Annotated in this window: 14 protein-coding genes; all 14 read left to right on the forward strand. The window is 60.9% G+C overall.

The features are described 5' to 3' along the window. Positions 1–141 precede the first annotated feature (141 nt). The 14 genes from WS69_RS23180 to WS69_RS23245 all read left to right on the forward strand — a co-directional run bounded on the left by WS69_RS23180 (position 142) and on the right by WS69_RS23245 (position 18,021). Positions 142–1,239, forward strand: coding sequence for a GlxA family transcriptional regulator (locus tag WS69_RS23180; protein WP_059473012.1), 1,098 nt, complete (start codon positions 142–144; stop codon positions 1,237–1,239). A gap of 151 nt (positions 1,240–1,390) precedes the next feature. After that, positions 1,391–2,908, forward strand: coding sequence for a mannose-1-phosphate guanylyltransferase/mannose-6-phosphate isomerase (locus WS69_RS23185; RefSeq protein ID WP_059473013.1), 1,518 nt, complete (start codon positions 1,391–1,393; stop codon positions 2,906–2,908). 164 nt (positions 2,909–3,072) lie between these two features. After that, positions 3,073–5,265 (forward strand): YjbH domain-containing protein, encoded by a 2,193-nt coding sequence (locus WS69_RS23190; protein ID WP_059473014.1) that lies wholly within the window; start codon positions 3,073–3,075, stop codon positions 5,263–5,265. A 40-nt stretch (positions 5,266–5,305) separates the two neighbouring features. Continuing rightward, positions 5,306–6,043: a carboxypeptidase-like regulatory domain-containing protein gene (locus WS69_RS23195; protein WP_059473015.1), complete on the forward strand. Its 738-nt coding sequence runs from the start codon at positions 5,306–5,308 to the stop codon at positions 6,041–6,043. Positions 6,044–6,135: 92 nt separating this feature from the next. Beyond that, positions 6,136–7,317, forward strand: coding sequence for an MraY family glycosyltransferase (locus tag WS69_RS23200; RefSeq protein WP_059473077.1), 1,182 nt, complete (start codon positions 6,136–6,138; stop codon positions 7,315–7,317). Then, a complete protein-coding gene (locus tag WS69_RS23205; protein WP_159082964.1) occupies positions 7,307–8,500 on the forward strand; it encodes a polysaccharide biosynthesis/export family protein in 1,194 nt (397 codons plus the stop codon). Before WS69_RS23200 ends, WS69_RS23205 begins: the two co-directional genes overlap by 11 nt. A gap of 55 nt (positions 8,501–8,555) precedes the next feature. Continuing rightward, positions 8,556–9,002: a low molecular weight protein-tyrosine-phosphatase gene (locus tag WS69_RS23210; RefSeq protein WP_108034127.1), complete on the forward strand. Its 447-nt coding sequence runs from the start codon at positions 8,556–8,558 to the stop codon at positions 9,000–9,002. A gap of 23 nt (positions 9,003–9,025) precedes the next feature. Then, the gene (locus tag WS69_RS23215; RefSeq protein WP_059473018.1) at positions 9,026–11,284 is read left to right on the forward strand and encodes a polysaccharide biosynthesis tyrosine autokinase; all 2,259 of its coding nucleotides are present in this window, start codon (positions 9,026–9,028) and stop codon (positions 11,282–11,284) included. A gap of 113 nt (positions 11,285–11,397) precedes the next feature. Next, a complete protein-coding gene (gmd, locus tag WS69_RS23220) occupies positions 11,398–12,480 on the forward strand; it encodes a GDP-mannose 4,6-dehydratase (protein WP_059473019.1) in 1,083 nt (360 codons plus the stop codon). Positions 12,481–12,503: 23 nt separating this feature from the next. Beyond that, complete coding sequence (locus WS69_RS23225) at positions 12,504–13,451, forward strand: GDP-L-fucose synthase family protein (RefSeq protein WP_082716414.1); 948 nt, start codon at positions 12,504–12,506, stop codon at positions 13,449–13,451. Between the two features lie 57 nt (positions 13,452–13,508). Next, entirely contained in the window at positions 13,509–14,498 is a 990-nt protein-coding gene (locus WS69_RS23230) for an NAD-dependent epimerase/dehydratase family protein (RefSeq protein ID WP_059473021.1), read from the forward strand. Next, positions 14,495–15,604 (forward strand): polysaccharide biosynthesis protein, encoded by a 1,110-nt coding sequence (locus WS69_RS23235; protein WP_059473022.1) that lies wholly within the window; start codon positions 14,495–14,497, stop codon positions 15,602–15,604. The genes WS69_RS23230 and WS69_RS23235 overlap by 4 nt, the downstream gene beginning before the upstream one ends. Continuing rightward, a complete protein-coding gene (locus WS69_RS23240; RefSeq protein WP_059473023.1) occupies positions 15,592–16,743 on the forward strand; it encodes an NAD-dependent epimerase/dehydratase family protein in 1,152 nt (383 codons plus the stop codon). The genes WS69_RS23235 and WS69_RS23240 overlap by 13 nt, the downstream gene beginning before the upstream one ends. A 72-nt stretch (positions 16,744–16,815) precedes the next feature. Beyond that, entirely contained in the window at positions 16,816–18,021 is a 1,206-nt protein-coding gene (locus tag WS69_RS23245) for a lipopolysaccharide biosynthesis protein (RefSeq protein WP_156438347.1), read from the forward strand. Positions 18,022–18,052: the final 31 nt, after the last annotated feature.

Genomic DNA, 18,052 nt, shown 5'->3' on the forward strand with positions numbered 1-18,052 from the left:
CAACCCTTCCGCCAACTTGCCATATGGATCGGACATCTCTTATGGTGTGGCGATCCAATGCATATGATGCCCATCGATAAGGACAAAATTCGTTCCATACCAGTTTAAGAAAAGAGGAATCGCAAATTCTGGAGAGCCAAAATGGAATGGGGGAAGGCGGATTATGAAAATGCGGCGCGAACCCAGGAATTTTCGAAAAACGAATTGCCACAGCGGGAGCGCAAGGTCGCGATCGTCGTCTTCGAGAATTTTTCGCTGACAGAGGTCAGCTCGATCGCGGAGATACTCCGGATTGGCAATGAACTGGCCCGTGGCGATGCGAAAAGGCCCGAATACAGTGTGGTGGTGCTATCGAGCCGGCAGGCCCTCGTCCCATGCGGTCCGTTCGTACAGCTGTTTGCAAGAGCGACCAGTGTCCACGACGCACGGCTGTTTGAAGCGGTATTTGTTGCCGGAGGAACAGGAGCCGGTGCCGCCTCACACGATGCAGACTTGTTGTCGTGGCTGCGCCAACTGCCAAAGCACGCGCTCGTAATGGGTCTTGCACCGGGTGCGGAGGCGATTCTCTCGATGAGTGGGCGCGCCGACAATCCAGCCGCCGGTTACAAAGTTCTTGCGGACGATAGTGCCGTGTGGCGCGCGGCAACCTCTGCGCGTGCGACGGGCGAGGGCCGGGGTACCGTCCAGTACGAACTGGCCGTGGATGCCGTGCTCAGCATGATGCGCAGCGACTTTGGCACAGGGGTCGCGTTGGAACTGGAGAGAAGGATCAACTCGTATCTACGGGTGATTTTCGTCGATACAGCCGAGCGAAGCAGCAATGAAAAACGCATATTGAGCGAGCGCATTGCCTGGTCGGTGCGATGGATCCACGAGAACAGCGACCACTCGATTTCTGTGGCCGCTCTGGCCCGGCATGCGTCGATGAGCGAGCGCAACTTCCTGCGCCGGTTCAAGCGCGAGATCGGCCTGACGCCCAGCGAGTATCTGACGAGCGTTCGCCTCAATCTCGCACGGCGCCTGCTCGTCGACGCCGATCTGCCGCTCGACAAGATTGCGCGGCGCTGCGGCCTGTTCAACGGTGATCATCTGCGCAAGCTCTTTCAGAAACACTTCTCGATGTCGCCGGCGGATTATCGAAGGACCACACGCAGCGTACCGGATGAGATGCCCGAGGACGCAGGTGCATCTGTTTTCCGCCAGCGGACTGAACGTGGCGGCGACTCTCTCGCAGCGTAGCGATCGGCGGCCACGCTGCCTCGACGTGGCCATGGGTGGTTGCCCTGGCGGGTTCCACGGGGTTGAACGGTCTGGACGGAAAGCTGGGCGCGACGCGACGTCGAACAGACCGTCGGCGCGGCGCAACGGGCATCGTCATCGGGAGGAAGGCATGAGCGAAGATTGCGTTTTCTCGCGGACAAGGGAAGACGAAGGATCGGACTGGGACCGGGCGGCAGCCGACGGGACGACGGCCGTCGTTCCCATCATCCTTGCCGGCGGTGCAGGAACGCGCCTGTGGCCGATGTCGCGGGAGCTCTACCCGAAACAACTGATCGACCTGTTCGGGGGCGATTCGTTGCTCCAAGCGACAGCCCGACGGATGGACGGTTTTTGCGCCGAGGCGGCGCACCTGTGCAAACCGCTCGTCGTTTGCAGCGAGGAACAACGCTTCGTCACGGTGGAGCAGTTGCAGGCGAAGAATATCGAGGCCGAGTTGATTCTCGAGCCCGTCCGGCGCAATACTGCGCCGGCGCTGACGCTTGCTGCGGCATTCGTGGATGCAAGAACGGACGATGCCGTCCTCGTCGCCATGCCTGCGGACCACGTGATCGAGGACATCGCGGCGCTCCACCATGCACTGGCCGTGGCCGTCGGTGCTGCGCGCAACGGAGCGATCGTCGCTCTCGGCGTTCGGCCGACCCGCCCTGACACAGCCTACGGCTATATTTTGACGGGCTCGCTGCGCGAGGACGGGACGAGCGGCATCGTACGCTTCGTGGAGAAGCCGGCTCCGGATCTGGCGGCACAGTACGTCGCCTCCAGTGCTTACTGGTGGAACAGCGGCATTGTCGTCGTACGCGCGACGGTCTGGCTCGATGCGGTGAAGACGTTGGAGTCCGAGATGCACGAGGCATGCGTGTCGGCCATAACGCACGCGAGCGCCGCGGGTCTGGCGACCCGCGCATCCGCGGAATGGTTCGAGCGCTCACCATCGGATTCCATCGACTACGCCGTGATGGAGCATCTGGGCGCGGACCCGGCATTGCCGCCTGGCGTGATGGTGCCGCTCGAAGGCGGCTGGTCGGACGTAGGGTCCTGGAACGCCGTATGGGAGGCGTTCGACAAGGATCCGAGCGGCAACGTGGCGCGTGGCCGCGTAGTGTTCGAGGCGGCAAGATCGACCTTCGCGCTTTCTGAAGGACGCCTTGTCGCCTGTGTCGGCGTGACGGGCCTGGTCGTCATCGACACTGACGACGCCGTGCTGGTGGTGGATCGCTCGCACGTGCAGCACGTCAAGGGACTCGTCGACAGTCTTAAGGCACGACGTGCGCCCGAAGCGGACACGCATCGCAAGGTGCGGTGTCCGTGGGGCTATTACGACTTGATCGACCGGGGCGAACATTTTTTGGTAAAGCGCCTGGTCGTCAAGCCCGGCGAGCAATTGTCGCTGCAGCTTCATCATCACAGGTCCGAGCGTTGGGTGGTCGTGCGCGGAACGGCGCGTGTCGTGCGCGGCGACGAACAGTTTCTGCTCAGCGAGGGCCAATCGACGGACATCCCGCTCGGTGCGCGGCATCGCCTCGAGAACCCCGGCAAACTGCCTCTCGAAGTCATCGAGGTGCAGTCTGGTTCGTATCTCGGCGAAGATGACATCGTGCGTTTCGACGATTTGTACGGCCGCACATGAAATGCGCTTACGATATTGCTCCGGGAGTCCCGCCGCATTGCCCTTGCACGCGCCGGGCCGGCAGCGCGGCATGCCGCGCTGCGCAAACAGCATGCCACGCGACGCGAATGCGACCGCCGATGCGTAAGGCCACGCGTTCGAGGCATGCAAGGCGCCTCGCGCGGATGTTGCTCGCGCTTGCGGCGACGCATGCGAAGTTCGCATTGTCGTCAGAGCCGGCGATGTCGTTTCTCGGGCAAACGGGCGGACTCGTCATACCCTACGGAACGACGCTACCGACGGGCGAAGCCGAGTTCCAGTTCAACGACTACAAGGATCCTCGCTTCGCAACGCAGGCTTCGAGTGCGCAAAGCTACTTCGGGGCATTCGGTTTTCTTCCTTACGTGGAAATCTCCGGCGGACTCGTCAACTACGCGAAGCCCCAACCGAGTGTAATACCAGGGCAGGAGAGCTTCGTTATCCGGCACCTGCTCGGCAACGTAAAGCTGGGAGTGCCGCATGTCTTCGAGGGCCAGCCCGACATCGCAATCGGCGCCACCGATTTCGGCGGTCAGACGAAGTTTTTCCGGTCGAAGTATGTTGTTGTCACGGATTCGTTCGGCCCGGTTCGCGTCACGTTCGGCGCGGGATGGGGCGGGCAGCGTCTGAATGGTGTATTCGGCGGCGCCGAACTTATGCTTGGGCGCAGCGGATTGTCCGTGCTGGCCGAACACGACTCAAGCGTTGCCTATGCCGGCGTGCGGTATCGCTCTCCCGCCATTGCTTGGCTCGGGGACGCGCGGCTCATCGGCACGGTGCAACACTCATTGAGCGCGAGGCAGAGTGCGCTCCCGGTTGGCAGGACGGCTGTTTCGCTAGGCCTGCAAATTCCCCTTGGCCGGCGCTACGACGATCCGCTGGCGCTGGTTACGCCGGATCGAAGCGGGGGATCTCCCGAGGCAGCGGCTTTGACGCCGGAGCCGCGTTTCCTAGACCGGCCGGGCTCAAGTGCTGCGCCGCGAATCGAGCCACGCGCGGCAATTGATGTGGCCGGCGAGCGTCACGCGCCATCCGTGGCGAGAGACGGCATCGTGCCCGAACGATGTTCGGCCACCACAGTCGATCAGGGCGCCGATCGTTTGTTGACCATTCGTGACTTGTTGATCCGCCTTGGTCTCGAACGTGTCAAGGTGGGCCGATACCGCCGCTACCTGATCGTCGAGTACGAGAACCATCGCTACAACCAGAACGAAGCGGACGCACTCGGCATCGTATTCGGCGTGGCTGCGAGGGTCGCGCCATGCGATGTGATAAGAGTCGTGGCCGTGATCAAAAAGGCCGGTATGGCCGTGGGACAGGTGTCGGTGGACCGTCAGAGCTTTGCTGCCTTCATCGTAGGCGGACACGACGACCGCGACGCTGGCGACACGCTATTGATGTCGACGCGTCCGACTTTCAGTGACGCGGATGTATCCTGGGCGTCGATCGAACCTGGTCCACGTTCGCTCGCACGCATCGAAATCGCTCCGAAAACGAGCTACCTGATCGGAACGGAGTACGGGAAGTTTGATTATTCGCTCGCAGCCAATATCGAAGGTTTTGTTCCACTGTGGAAAGGCGCGGAACTCTATGCGAGCTACGTAGCGCCGATCAGGAACAGCGCCAATGTCGGAAGCGGTCGCGTGTTCGATGAGTTTGCGCTTGAGACCGGGCTTTCGGACGTGACGCTCAATCAGATTCTGTGGGCGAATGCGCAGACACTCAATGTCGCTGGCATTGGGAAGATCGGCTTTCATTATTTCGGCATCGAGGACGAAATGACATTCTTCGTGCCGTCGCGCCCGGATGTCGTCCGCTTGCGTTTGGCCTATCTGAAGCGCTTCCACGGAGCATCCTCGTCGGCAGTCCGGCGCAACGTGGAAAACGCGGTACTGCTCTACCGCTGGGTGCAACCGTCGTGGCATCTGTGGGTCGAAGCGGGCGTCGCCCGCTACGTCGGCGGCGACCGCGGGCCTCTTCTGAACATCGTGCGCTGGTTCGACGATGTCGCGGTGGGGCTCTCGGTGAGCCACAGCGAAGGAGGCACGTTCGCAGGTGTCTCGATCAGCTTCCCGTTGACGCCACGCCAGGGTATGTCGCCCGGTGTCATCGAGGTGACGGGAGCGGAGACCGTCCCGTTGTCGGTGAGAACGCGTGTCGGCAGCGCGGCAAACACCGTAAGTTCGGGGGCTGCCGAAGACCTCTCGTTTGGCTACAGCACGCAGCAGTTCCTGCTGAATCAAGGTCGCTTCAGTGAGGCTTACTTCCAGTCTCAGCTTTTTCGCATGCGCGACGCCTGGCGGCGATTCGCACTGCCAGTCATGGAAGGCACGAAATGATGATCGAATTTAGCGATTTGCTTATCGCGGAGGGATCACTATGAAACTCGCAACGTTTGCTCGCCCCCTTGCACTGATGACCGTTCTCGTGCCCATTGCGTTGGGGCTTTCCGCCTGTGGCGGCGGCGGTGGAGGTGGCGCGACTAAGCCCACTTCCTTCAACGGAACCGCGGCGCTGGGCGCGCCGTTTCCGAACGCGGTCGTAACCTTTACGTGCCGCACCGGCGCCGCCTCGACCACCACGGATGCCAATGGTAACTACAGTTTGACAGCGTTGGTTCAGACACCTTGCGTCGTAACGGCGACGGACGGGACGCGGACGTTGCACTCGCTCGCACCTGGCGCCGGCCTGATCAATATCACGCCGCTAACGGAACTGCTTGTGCAGTATGTCAGCGGGCAATTGAAAACGAGCGAGCCCGCACTTTTCGCGAACTTCTCTGGCAATGCGAACGCGCTAGCATTGATATCCGATCCCGTGCAGATCAACACAGCAGAGTCGGCCATCGTCGATCTGATCAATAGAATTTTCAACATAACACTTGGCATAAGAAACTTTCTGAGCATTTCGTTCGTGGCAGGAAGCGGTGCGGGCGCGGACGCCGATCTCGATGCGCTTGCCACAACAGGCGCGATCAATCCGACAACGCGTTTGCCGTCAGACCAGGCTACGGCTGCAGCGTGGTCCGCGGGTGAGTCCAATCCATACAACCCTGGCGGCGGAGCGACCGGTGCGACGGGCGGCACGGGTGGAAGTAGCCCGTCGACGGGGAACTGATCGAACGGTATGTCGCGCGAGAACCAGCGTGGGATTCATCGGTCACGCGAATGTCGCGCATGACGCGACACCCATTTTTCGGGACAACGACGATGCTGCTCATCTTCGTAGTAGCGTTTGCCGCTTCTCTGATCGGAAATGCCGTCATCGTTCGATACGCAAGCGTGAATGGTATGCGTATGCTCGACTATGACCTCCGTGGCGTGCAGAAGATGCACATGCTGGCTGTGCCGAGAATCGGCGGCGTAGGGATCGCCTTCGCTGCAGCGCTTGCCTGCTGCTTTCTATCGGGGACGGCCGCACTGACGCCGCTGCCCGCGGCGCTCTTCGCCTGTGCGGCGCCGGCGCTGATGGCCGGACTGCTCGAGGACGTCACGAAGCGAGTGAGCCCGCGTGCGCGATTCCTGAGCGTGATAGCCGCCGCGCTGCTTGGCTGCCTGATCCTGGGCGCGGTGATAAGGCGCGTCGGCCTGCCGATCGTCGATACCGCTCTGGCCGTCGTTCCTTTCGCCGTCGTGTTTACCGTCGTCGCAGTGACGGGGCTCACGAATGCGCTCAACATCATCGATGGCGTCAACGGCCTCTCGTCAGTCGTCGGCATCTTCATCCTCGCTTCGATAGCCTGCGTCGCTTATCACGTCGGCGATGCATTCGTCATGTGGACCGCGCTTATCATGATCGGCGCGATCGGCGGGTTCGCGGTCTGGAACTACCCTGCCGGGCTCGTGTTTCTCGGTGACGGCGGGGCGTACTTCATCGGCTTTGTGATTGCCGAGCTGCTTGTGCTGCTCGAGGTTCATCCGGCGGTCTCGACCTGGTATGCGGTGCTGGTCAGCATATATCCGACCTGGGAGACGCTGTTTTCGATGTATCGACGCAAGATGGTGCGCGGCAGGCCGGTCAGCGCACCCGATTGCCTCCACCTTCACACACTGATCTACCGGCGTGCGCGTCGCTGTGGAGCGCATGGATGCGACCCGCACAAACGATTGCTGTCCAACTCCGGGACCGCGCCCTTCCTGTGGCTGTTGACGCTCCTCGCCGTAGTGCCGGCGACGCTATTCTGGCGCAATGGCGTGCTGATGTTTGTGTCGATCTGCGCGTTCATTGCCCTCTATGTCTGGCTGTATGCGTCGATCGTACACTTCAGGACGCCGCGCTGGCTTTTTGTCGGAAGGCCCTCGAATACGGAAGCGGGTCGCGCCGATCGCAACGCGGCCCTGGCGCGCGTTCATCACTCAGAACACCGGGGATCGGAGAACGATGTCTGCTGATCTCGCCTCTGGAAGCAGGGGGACGCGCCGCGTGGGATGGCATGACAGGCGCCTGCGCGCTGCGCCGCTTGCGTGGCTGCTGCCACTCTTCTGCGCGGCATGCACCGCTGCACCAGGCATGCGCTTCGATCCAAAAGCACCCGTTGATCCAGGTGATCCGTTGTCGGTGCCGCATATCGTGACGATCACACCGTCGCTCATTCACGATCAGAATGAACAACGGCGACTCGATCCTGACGACGGATACAAGGCGATGATCGGTATGCCGCAACCGTACAGGATCGGGCCAGCCGATGTGTTGTCGATCATCGTCTGGGAGCATCCGGAACTGGTCGTGCCAAATCTGACCTATTCGATAGGCGAGACGGCTGGGGCACAGCCCGCCGGGCCCGGGTTGACCACACAAACGGTTCCAGGCTTCGTCGTCGGCGCCGACGGAGGGATTCAATATCCGTATCTGGGATTCGTCAAGGCGGGCGGGCTCACCGTCGGCGAATTGCAGGCCGTGATGACAAAAGGACTCGGTCACTTTCTGAGAAATCCGAAGCTGACGATCAGCGTCATCGCCTATCGCAGTCAGCGGGTCTTCGTCGAAGGGCAGGTTGGGCAGCCGGGCATCAAGCCGGTCACCGACGTGCCGATGTCGCTTGCAGAGGCGCTCAGCGAAGCCAACGGCATTCCGGCCGGCATCGGCGACACGAGCCGCGTCGAAGTGCTGCGCGCCGGCAAACGCTACCTCCTGAACTTGCCGGCGCTTGCTGCACAAGGCGTGGATACGTCGCAAATCATGTTGCGCGATCGCGATGTCGTACGCGTGCAGCCTCAGACATACAACCAGGTGTTCGTCGTCGGCGAGGTGGGCAAGCCGACGCCCGTGCCGATGCATGATGGGCAACTGTCCCTCAATGATGCGCTTGCCGAGGCGATGAGTGTCAATCCGGCCACGGCACAATCAGAAGGTGTCTATGTCGTGCGTGCGAGCGACAACCCCGAAAGGCCTCAAGTCTTTCGCCTCGACAGTAGATCGCCGGTCGGGCTTGCGCTCGCCGAGCACTTCAGGCTGCAGCCCAAGGACGTCGTCTATGTCGACTCGACGGGTCTCGCACGCTGGAGCCGCGTGATCAATCTGCTGCTACCGAGCGCGCTCGGGTTGAGCGCGACACGCTCGACGATGGGCAACTGATTCTCGCAACGAGCAACCATGTCGGGAGCGGGGCACATTGACGAGGTACACGGAAGTGTCGATTTCGATCTTGACGGTATGTGTCGCAAACATCTGCCGCAGTCCGATGGCTGAGGGGCTGTTGCATCTGCAACTGCCCGCACTCGAGATTACGTCGGCCGGCCTCGATGCCGCGATCGGATGTGGCGCCGACCCGTACGTGCTCGATCTAATGCGTTCGCGGGGCATCGATCTTGCCATGCATCGCGCCCGTCAACTCCTATCGCTTCACTGTCGGCAGGCCGATCTGATTCTCGTCATGGAGGAAGTGCACCGCCATGCTATCGAGCGCTGCTACCCATTTGCACGCGGTCGCGTTTTTCGCATTGGCCAGTTTGGCAGCTTTGACGTACCCGATCCGAGCGGTGGCGAGCCGCGGCAATTCGACGGCTGTCTCGACCTGATCGAGCAGGGCGTTGAGGATTGGGTTGCGCGAATCCACACGCTCTTCGCGCCATCTTGAAACAAGAACGATCGAATTACTCCATGGCACCACTCAAACGCTCATCCGCCGTCGTGACGCATGATCCCGAAATCATCGGCCTCGCCGCGTTTCTCGACATGCTCGTCGATAATCGGGCCGTCATCTCAACCGTGACGGCGCTCTTCGTTGTGGTCGGTGTGTTCTATGCGTGGCTCGCCCCGCCGGTCTACGAGAGCGCTATTACGTTGCAAGTCGAGGAAGACCGCGACACGGGTACCCCGAAAGGCATGCTCGGCGACATGTCGCAGCTCGTTGAGATCAAGTCTCCAGCCGAGGCCGAAATGCAGATTCTCGGCTCGAGGTTCGTGCTGTCGAGAAGCGTCGATGCATTGCGGCTCTACATTTCGGCGCAGCCGAGACGCTTTCCACTCATCGGAAGCTCGATCGCCCGCTACAGCGATGGATTGTCGCGTCCTGGCCTCTTCGGCGTCGGCGGCTATGCGTGGGGCAGCGAGTCCATCAACGTTGCAGCCTTCGACGTGCCGCCGCACGACGAAGGCCGACGCTACACGTTGCGTGTTCTGTCGGGGGGGCGCTACGCGTTGCAAGGCGACGGCATAGACGGAGAGGCAATCGGGCACGTCGGCGTCGGCGAGCGGTTTGCTACACGAGCCGGGCCGGTCTTGCTCAGGGTCGAGCGCATGGATGCACGGGAGGGCATCGTCTTCGAGCTGACCCGGGATTCGTTTCAGCAAACAGTCACACAATTGCGCAAGGCGCTCATCATCGCTGAGAAAGGCAAGCAATCGGGTGTGATCGAGGCGACATTGCAATACAACGACCCCGAATTGCTGAGTGCGACGCTCAATGAGATCAGCCGGCAGTATCTGCGCCAGAATATCGAACGTAAGGCCGCACAGGCCGAGAGATCGCTCGATTTTCTGGTCGATCAGCAGCCGGAGATGAAACACCAGCTCGAAGAATCCGAGAATCGCTACAACGCGTACCGCAACACGCATTCAATCATCGATCTCGGCGAAGAGGGCAAGGTTATCCTGCAACGCTCGGCGGACGTGGAAAGCAGGCTGCTGCAGCTGAGGCAAAAACGTGAGGAGTTGCTGATGCGCTACATGCCATCGCATCCGGGCGTCATTGCGATCGATGCGCAGATCGCCGAAGCGGCAAAAGTGGCAGGTGAACTGGCGGGGCGCGTCAAGCAAATGCCGCTTTCAGAGCAATCGACGCTGCGCCTGGAGCGAGACGTGCGCGTCAATACCAATCTGTACGTGTCGTTACTCAATAACATCGAACAGTTGAAGCTCCTCAAGGCGAGCAAGATTGGCAACGTGCGGCTCATCGATCGGGCCGAGGTGCCGCAAATTCCGGTCAAGCCACGCAAGCTCATGGTGGTCGGCCTCGCGGCGCTCATGGGCCTCTTTGCAGGCGTCGGAATCGCATTCATTCGCGACGCGCTTTTGCGCGGCGTCACCGATGTGACTGCACTCGAAAGCCATAGCGGGCTGTCCGTCTATGCAACCATTCCCTACAGCAAGCAACAGGAAGCGTTGGCGCGCAAGATGGCGGTGAAGACGAAGGAAGAGGATCTGATGCTGGCCACGCGCTATCCGCTCGATCCGGCAATCGAAAGCCTGCGTAGCTTGCGTACCGCGCTTCAGTTCGCGATGCTCGAGGCGCGCAACAACGTCGTGCTGCTGACAGGCCCCTCGCCAGGAATAGGCAAGTCTTTCGTATCGGCGAACCTGGCAGCGGTGCTGGCGGCCTCCGGCAAGCACGTGCTGCTGATCGACGGCGACCTGCGCGCTGGTCATCTGGACCGTTACTTCGGCCAATCGAACGGAGTCGGGCTCTCCGATGCCATTGCGGGCGCTGTAGCCTGCCAGGATGTGGTGCGCGAGAGCGTCCGCCCGAACCTCGATTTCGTACCGACGGGCACGGCTGCCCTCAATCCGGCCGAGCTTCTGCTCAGTGACAGATGGCTCGAGCTTGTGAATACAGTATCGGCCCGATACGACATCGTTCTTATCGACGCCGCCCCGGTACTGCCGGTTTCGGACGCCGGCATCATGGCCCCTGTCGCCGGTACTGTCTTCCTTCTCGCACGGTTTGCGCAGACACGTGTCGGCGAGATCACAGAGTCGGTCAAGCGCCTCGCGCAGGGCGGATCGCGCGTGAGCGGACTGCTCTTCAATGGCGTCGCGCCGCGCAGATACAGCTATGCCTATGGCGGAAAGTACGGGCGCTACCGCTATACCGCATATCGGAATGACCGGACTCGCGCTGAGAATCAAGTACGCCAATGAAGGTTGAATGCTCAGCCCAAGACGACAAAACTCCATATCATCCAGACAGATGAAAGATTTGGAATGCAAACAGACTACGCTATGAACGTGAAAAAGAGGGAACGGGAGTCGTTATGAAGGCCGCGCTTATTACCGGAATAACAGGACAGGACGGGGCTTACCTGGCGGAGTTCCTGTTGCAAAAAGGGTACCTCGTGCACGGCGTCAAGCGTCGCGCGTCGCTCTTCAACACGGCGCGTATCGATCACCTCTACGAAGATCCGCACGAAGAGGAGCGTCGCTTTGTTCTGCACCACGGGGATCTGACAGACGCGACGAGCCTGATCCGGATCATTCAGCAAGTGCGTCCCGACGAAATCTACAACCTCGCGGCGCAAAGCCATGTGGCAGTGTCGTTCGAAGCGCCCGAGTACACGGCGAATTCCGATGCGCTCGGCACGCTGCGCCTGCTCGAGGCGATGCGCATCGTGGGAATTGAAAAGACCGCGCGCTTTTATCAGGCCGCGACGTCCGAACTCTATGGGCTCGTTCAGGCTGTACCGCAAAAGGAAACCACGCCCTTTTACCCGCGTTCGCCTTATGCCGTCGCGAAGCTTTACGCCTACTGGATCACAGTCAATTATCGCGAGGCCTACGGCATCTACGCGTGTAACGGCATCCTTTTCAACCATGAATCGCCTGTACGCGGCGAAACGTTTGTCACGCGCAAGATTACGCGTGCGCTTGCGCGGATCAAACTCGGTATGCAGGGCTGTCTCTATCTCGGCAACCTCGACGCGAAACGCGATTGGGGGCATGCGCGCGATTACGTCGAGATGCAATGGCTGATGCTGCAGCAGCCGCATCCGGAGGATTTTGTGATCGCGAGCGGCGTGCAATACAGCGTGCGTGACTTCGTCGACGCGGTCGCGAGAGAGCTCGACATGCCGATCAAATGGCGAGGAAAGGGTGTCGAGGAGCGCGGCTATGACGAACGCGGCAATGTCGTTGTCGCGGTGGACCCGCGCTATTTTCGACCCGCTGAAGTGGCGTCGCTGCTGGGCGACGCGGGAAAAGCTCGCGAGAAGCTGGGCTGGAAGCCGCGCACGAGCTTTGCCGAACTGGTCGCGGAAATGGTTCGAGAAGATCTACGCAGTGCCGAGCGCGACGCGCTCGTCCGGGAACACGGCTACCGCGTGTTCGAATGCCATGAATGACTGACCAAACGAAGAGGGTATACATGTCTGGAACTTTGGATAAACATGCCCCTATCTATGTCGCGGGCCATCGGGGCATGGTCGGCTCGGCAATCGTGCGCCGCCTGATCGCGGGGGGCTACGACAATATTGTTACGCGCGATCGCGCATCGCTCGATCTGATGGACCAGCAGGCCGTTCGGAGGTTTTTCCGCGAACAACGGCCCGCTTATGTCTTTCTTGCGGCTGCGAAGGTCGGCGGCATCTATGCGAACAACACGTACCCGGGCGATTTCATTCGCGAGAATCTGCTGATCGAGTGCAATGTGATCGATGAGGCAATGGCTACCTCGGTCGACAGGCTGCTCTTCCTCGGCTCATCGTGCATTTATCCGCGCGATTGTCCGCAACCGATCCGCGAGGAGTACCTGCTCACCGGCACGCTCGAAAGAACGAACGAGCCCTATGCCGTTGCGAAAATTGCGGGGGTCAAACTCTGCGAAGCTTTCAACCGTCAATACGGCACGCACTACGTGTCCGTCATGCCGACCAATCTGTACGGACCCAACGACAACTATGATCTGCGCACGAGCCACGTCCTGCCAGGATTGCTGCGCAAGGCGCATGAAGCCAAGCTGAGTGGCGATTCGCGTCTGGTCGTATGGGGCACCGGCAAGGCGAGGCGCGAGTTCCTCTACGTGGACGATATGGCCGACGCCTGCGTGTTTCTGATGGAAAACGGCATCGAAGAAGGCCTGATCAACGTCGGCATGGGGGAGGACGTGACGATCCGCGAGCTTGCCGAAGAAGTCATGGACGCGGTTGGGTTTCGTGGCGACATCGTCTGCGATCCGACCCAGCCTGACGGCACGCCGCGCAAGCTGTTGTCGGTCGAACGCCTGCACGCGCTCGGATGGCGGCCTAAGACGCCGCTTGCAGAAGGGATCCGCAAAACCTATGCGAGCTTTCTCGCCGAGAGCGACCGGCGGTAGTTGGCAATCGCGATCGATACAGATGTCCAACCCAATGGAACATGGCGGCATTCGCAAATGAACTGGCTCATTACCGGCGGGTGCGGATTCATCGGCGCCGCGCTGATCCGGAGACTGCTTGACGAGGGCGGCCATGCCGTGCGCGTGCTCGACAACCTCAGCACCGGTGCGCGCGCCGATCTCGCCCGCGTCGCGGCGTACGAAGAGCTTGCGCGCGACGAGATCCGTTCGGCGCCGCGCTGCATCGAGCTTGTCGTGGGCGATATCGTTGATGCGCAGTTGGCGCTCGATGTCGCGCGAGGCTGCGACGTCATCGTCCATCTGGCCGCCAATACGGGCGTTGTGCCGTCGCTACAGAATCCGCGTGCGGATCTCGGCGCCAACGTGATCGGCACGTTCAACTATCTGGAAGCCGCTCGCCACCATGGCGTCAGTCGGTTCGTGTTCGCATCGAGCGGTGCGTCGACAGGGGATGTCGAACCGCCCATCCACGAGGAAGTCGCGCCACATCCCGCGTCACCCTACGGAGCGAGCAAGCTCGCCGGAGAGGCATACGCGTCGGCCTACAAGCACGCGTTCGGCATCGATACCGTCATGCTCCGTTTCGGTAACGTGTATGGCCCGGGTTCTGCGCGCAAATCGAGCGTCGTCGCAAAATTCATTCGCGCGGCACTTGCGCAGATGCCCGTTGAGATCCACGGCGACGGTTTGCAGACGCGGGATTTCATCTATATCGACGATCTCGTCGATGCCGTGATGCTGGCGTCGATCGTACCGGGCATAGGCGGGGAGGCGTTTCAGATCGCGAGCGGCGCGGAAACCACGATCGACGATTTGGCCGTCCGTATCGCGAGGGCGCTCGAGTGCGTGGGTGTCCACAATTTCAAGGTGACACGCGCCGATGCGCACGCGCCGGGTGTGAGACGAAGCTTCTCCGACACGACGAAGGCGCGCTTGCTTCTCGAATGGCAACCCAAGGTGACGCTCGACGAAGGTCTGCAAGAGACGGTCTTGTATTTTCTCGATGACGTGAGGGCTTTGCCATGAACCCGCTGTTTCATGGCCAGGCGATCCTGGTGACGGGCGCGTGCGGCACCGTCGGCTCCGAGCTGATCAGACAGCTGCTGACGGATCCCGCTTATGCGCCGGGCGAAGTCATCGGCATCGACAACAGCGAAAGCGAAATCTTCTTCCTCGACCAGCATTACCTGAACGACGGCCGCGCTCGCTTCTTCGTCGCTGACGTTCGCGACGGGGAGGAACTGGTCCGCAAGACAGCCGGCGTCGATATTGTCTTTCACTGCGCGGCGCTCAAGCATGTCATTCTCTGCGAACGCTCGCCCGAGCAGGCGGTACAGGTCAATATACTGGGCGTACAGAACATCATATCGGCCGCTCAGGCCAACGGCGTGAAGCGCGTGATCTTCACAAGCTCGGACAAGGCCGTGAACCCCACCAATGTGATGGGTACCTCGAAACTGATGGGCGAGCGCCTCATTACGGCCGCCAACAGCCGAAAGCGTGGTGCGGGCCCGATCTTCGCATCGACGCGCTTTGGCAACGTGCTCGGCTCGAACGGCTCAGTCGTTCCCATTTTTCACAACCAGATCGCAAGTGGCAGCCCGGTCACACTCACACACCGTGACATGACCCGCTTCGTCATGAGCATCGAAGACGCCGTACGTCTTGTCATTGATTCTGCAACGCTCGCGAGAGGCGGCGAAGTCTTCGTCACCAAGATGCCCGTCGTTTGCATAAAGGACCTGGCGGCAGCCATGATTGCAGAACTCGCCGGTGCCTATGGCAGGAAACCGCAGGATGTCGAGATTGTCGAGATCGGTGTGAAAGCGGGGGAAAAGCTCTACGAGGAGTTGATGAGTCAGGAGGAAATGCGTCGCGCGTTGGACCTGCGGCGCTATTTCAGCATATTGCCGGCGTTCCGTGGCATCTATCACGAGATCCGATACGAATATGACGATCTGGTGAGCGGACAGGTGCTTGCGCCGTATGTGTCGGCCAGTGAAACGCCGCTCTCGGTGCTTCAGATCCGCCAGTTGCTGAGGGACGGCGGGCTGGTGAATCGGCCCGAACGAGAGGGGAGCATGCGTTACTGGCCCGGCGACAAGGAGGAGAAGCGGACATGCGCGTTCTGATTCTGGGAGGCGACGGATACCTCGGTTGGCCAACGGCGATGTCGCTCGCTAAGAGTCACCATGAGATTTGCGTCATCGACAACTACCTGCGTCGCAATATTGCGCGGGAAACGTCGTCCGAGCCGCTTTTCGACAATCCCAATTTGCCCGATCGCGCCGCCATTTTCGAAGCCGTTCACGGCAAGCACATTCGTGTGGAGATCGGGAACTGTGATGATTACCGCACGCTCGAGCGCGTCGTGCGCGATTTCGGTCCTGACGTGATCGTCCATTATGCGGAGCAGCCATCGGCCCCTTACTCGATGAAGGGATTCGACGAGGCGCGCAGGACACTGCAGAATAACCTGGGCGTGACGTTCAACGTGATCTGGGCAATGCTCGAACACGCGCCCGATTGTCATCTGATCAAACTCGGGACGATGGGCGAGTACGGCACGCCCGACATCGACATTGAAGAAGGGTGGCTCGACGTCGAGCATAACGGACGGCGTCAACGATTCCTCTATCCGAGACAGGCGGGGAGCCTTTACCACACGACGAAGGTGCTGGATACCGACTTGCTATGGTTCTATGTTCGCACGCACGGCCTGCGGGTGACGGATTTGATGCAGGGCCCGGTGTACGGAATCGAGACCGAAGAGTCGATTGCCGATTCGCGCCTGATGCCCAATTTTCACTACGACGACATTTTCGGAACCGTCGTCAATCGCTTTCTGGTGCAAGCGGTTGCCGGTGTTCCGCTGACGGTATACGGCAAGGGTGGGCAAACGCGCGGCTACTTGAACATCAAGGATACCTTGCAATGCATCAAGCTTGCGATCGGAGCGCCGGCCGATCGTGGCGAACTGAGGATATTGAACCAGTTCACCGAGCAATTCACCGTGAATGAACTGGCAGCGCATGTCCGGCAGGCAGGCGCGCGCCTCGGGCTGCAGGTACGCATCGAACAGATCGAGAATCCGCGCAAGGAGTTGGAGGATCACTACTACAACGCGAAGCATCGCGGGCTCTTCGAACTGGGCTTGAAACCGCATTACCTGACCGAAGACGTCCTTGTGCGAATGTTCGAACCTGTCGCGAAGCATAAAACCTCAATCGATCGTCGAAAGATTCTGCCTCGAGTCGGATGGACTCGATAGCGGTGGCGTTCGGTGATGCGACGGCTGCTTGAAACGAAAGAGAGGGGATGTGTGCGGCGACAACGCATAGTGATGCGCTTTGGCGACCAGGCGGTGGTCAGTCTGGGTAACCTGGTTCTGGGCTTGTTGATGGCGCATGGCCTCGGCCCTGCAAAATTCGGTGTATTCGCGCTGGTGTGGGCGATCGTCGTTTTCGCGCTCGGGTGTCAATGGGCGCTCGTGACATCGCCGATGCAATCCAGCTTGCCGCGCACGGCCGAGTCTGAACGGTACGGGCTCTGTGCGGCATTGATCGCACATTCCGCCGCCATCGGTTCGATGGCAGGGGTGGTGGCGGTGATTGTCGCCGCGGGCCTCGGCGAATCCATGCGCGCCGTGGACTGCATTCTGGTCGCGCTGTCGAGCGTCGCCGTGGTGGTTCAAGACTTTGTGCGCCGATGGCTGCTCGCGGTAGAGCGTCTGGGATGGGGTCTTGCGAGCGACATTTGCCGGCAATTCGGCGCCGCGCTGGCAATCTTTCTCCTGCCGATCGGGTGGCGCGGTGCGTTGCCTGCGGTGATGACGGCAGTCGGTATGGTCGCGCTCGTGAGCTGTCTCCCGATCTGCGTCGAGATGCGGCGAGCGCGCTGCTCGTGGGCGCTCGTTTTGCAGCACGCACGGGTTCACGCGCGCACTGCCCGGTGGCTCTTTCCATTCGTTGTCGTGCAGATGGCCATTGCCGCTGCGCCGCTCTATGTGATCGGCGTGATCGTCGGGCCGGCGAGCGCCGGGGGCTATCGCGCGGCGCTCTATCTGATGGCGCCACTCGTCGTATTGTCCGAGGCCCTCGAGACTTTTCTGCCGCTGCGTGCAAGCGAAGCGGCGGTGCATGGCGGCGTATCCGCGCTCAAATCCCTTCTCACGTATTGGATATTGATCGCCACGGCACTGAGCGTCGCCTATTTGACCGCCGTGAATGTCGCCGGCGGATGGCTGTTCAGCACGCTGTTCGGCATGCGCTATGCCGCGCTGGTCCCCCTTCTGGTCCCATTGTCGGTTGCGGCGGTGCTTCAAATGGGGACCTACATGTTGAATGTCTATCACCGGGCGGTCGAGAAACCCCGTGGTCTCCTGATTGCCGAGCTGGCTGCCGCCGCGAGTCTCGCGGCGGGTTGCCTGATTTTTCCAATTGGCCGGATCGGCGCGGGAGTTGCCATTTCCACGGCGGCGTCGCAGGCGGTCAAGCTGGTCGTGCTCGCGTACAGGGCGCGCGGCAAGGCCGAACAGCAATTTGCCTGACCGGATGACACTATGTATTCGTGCTGCGGAT

The organism is Burkholderia sp. BDU5, assembly GCF_001522845.1.
GTDB classification, from domain to species: Bacteria; Pseudomonadota; Gammaproteobacteria; order Burkholderiales; family Burkholderiaceae; genus Burkholderia; species Burkholderia mayonis.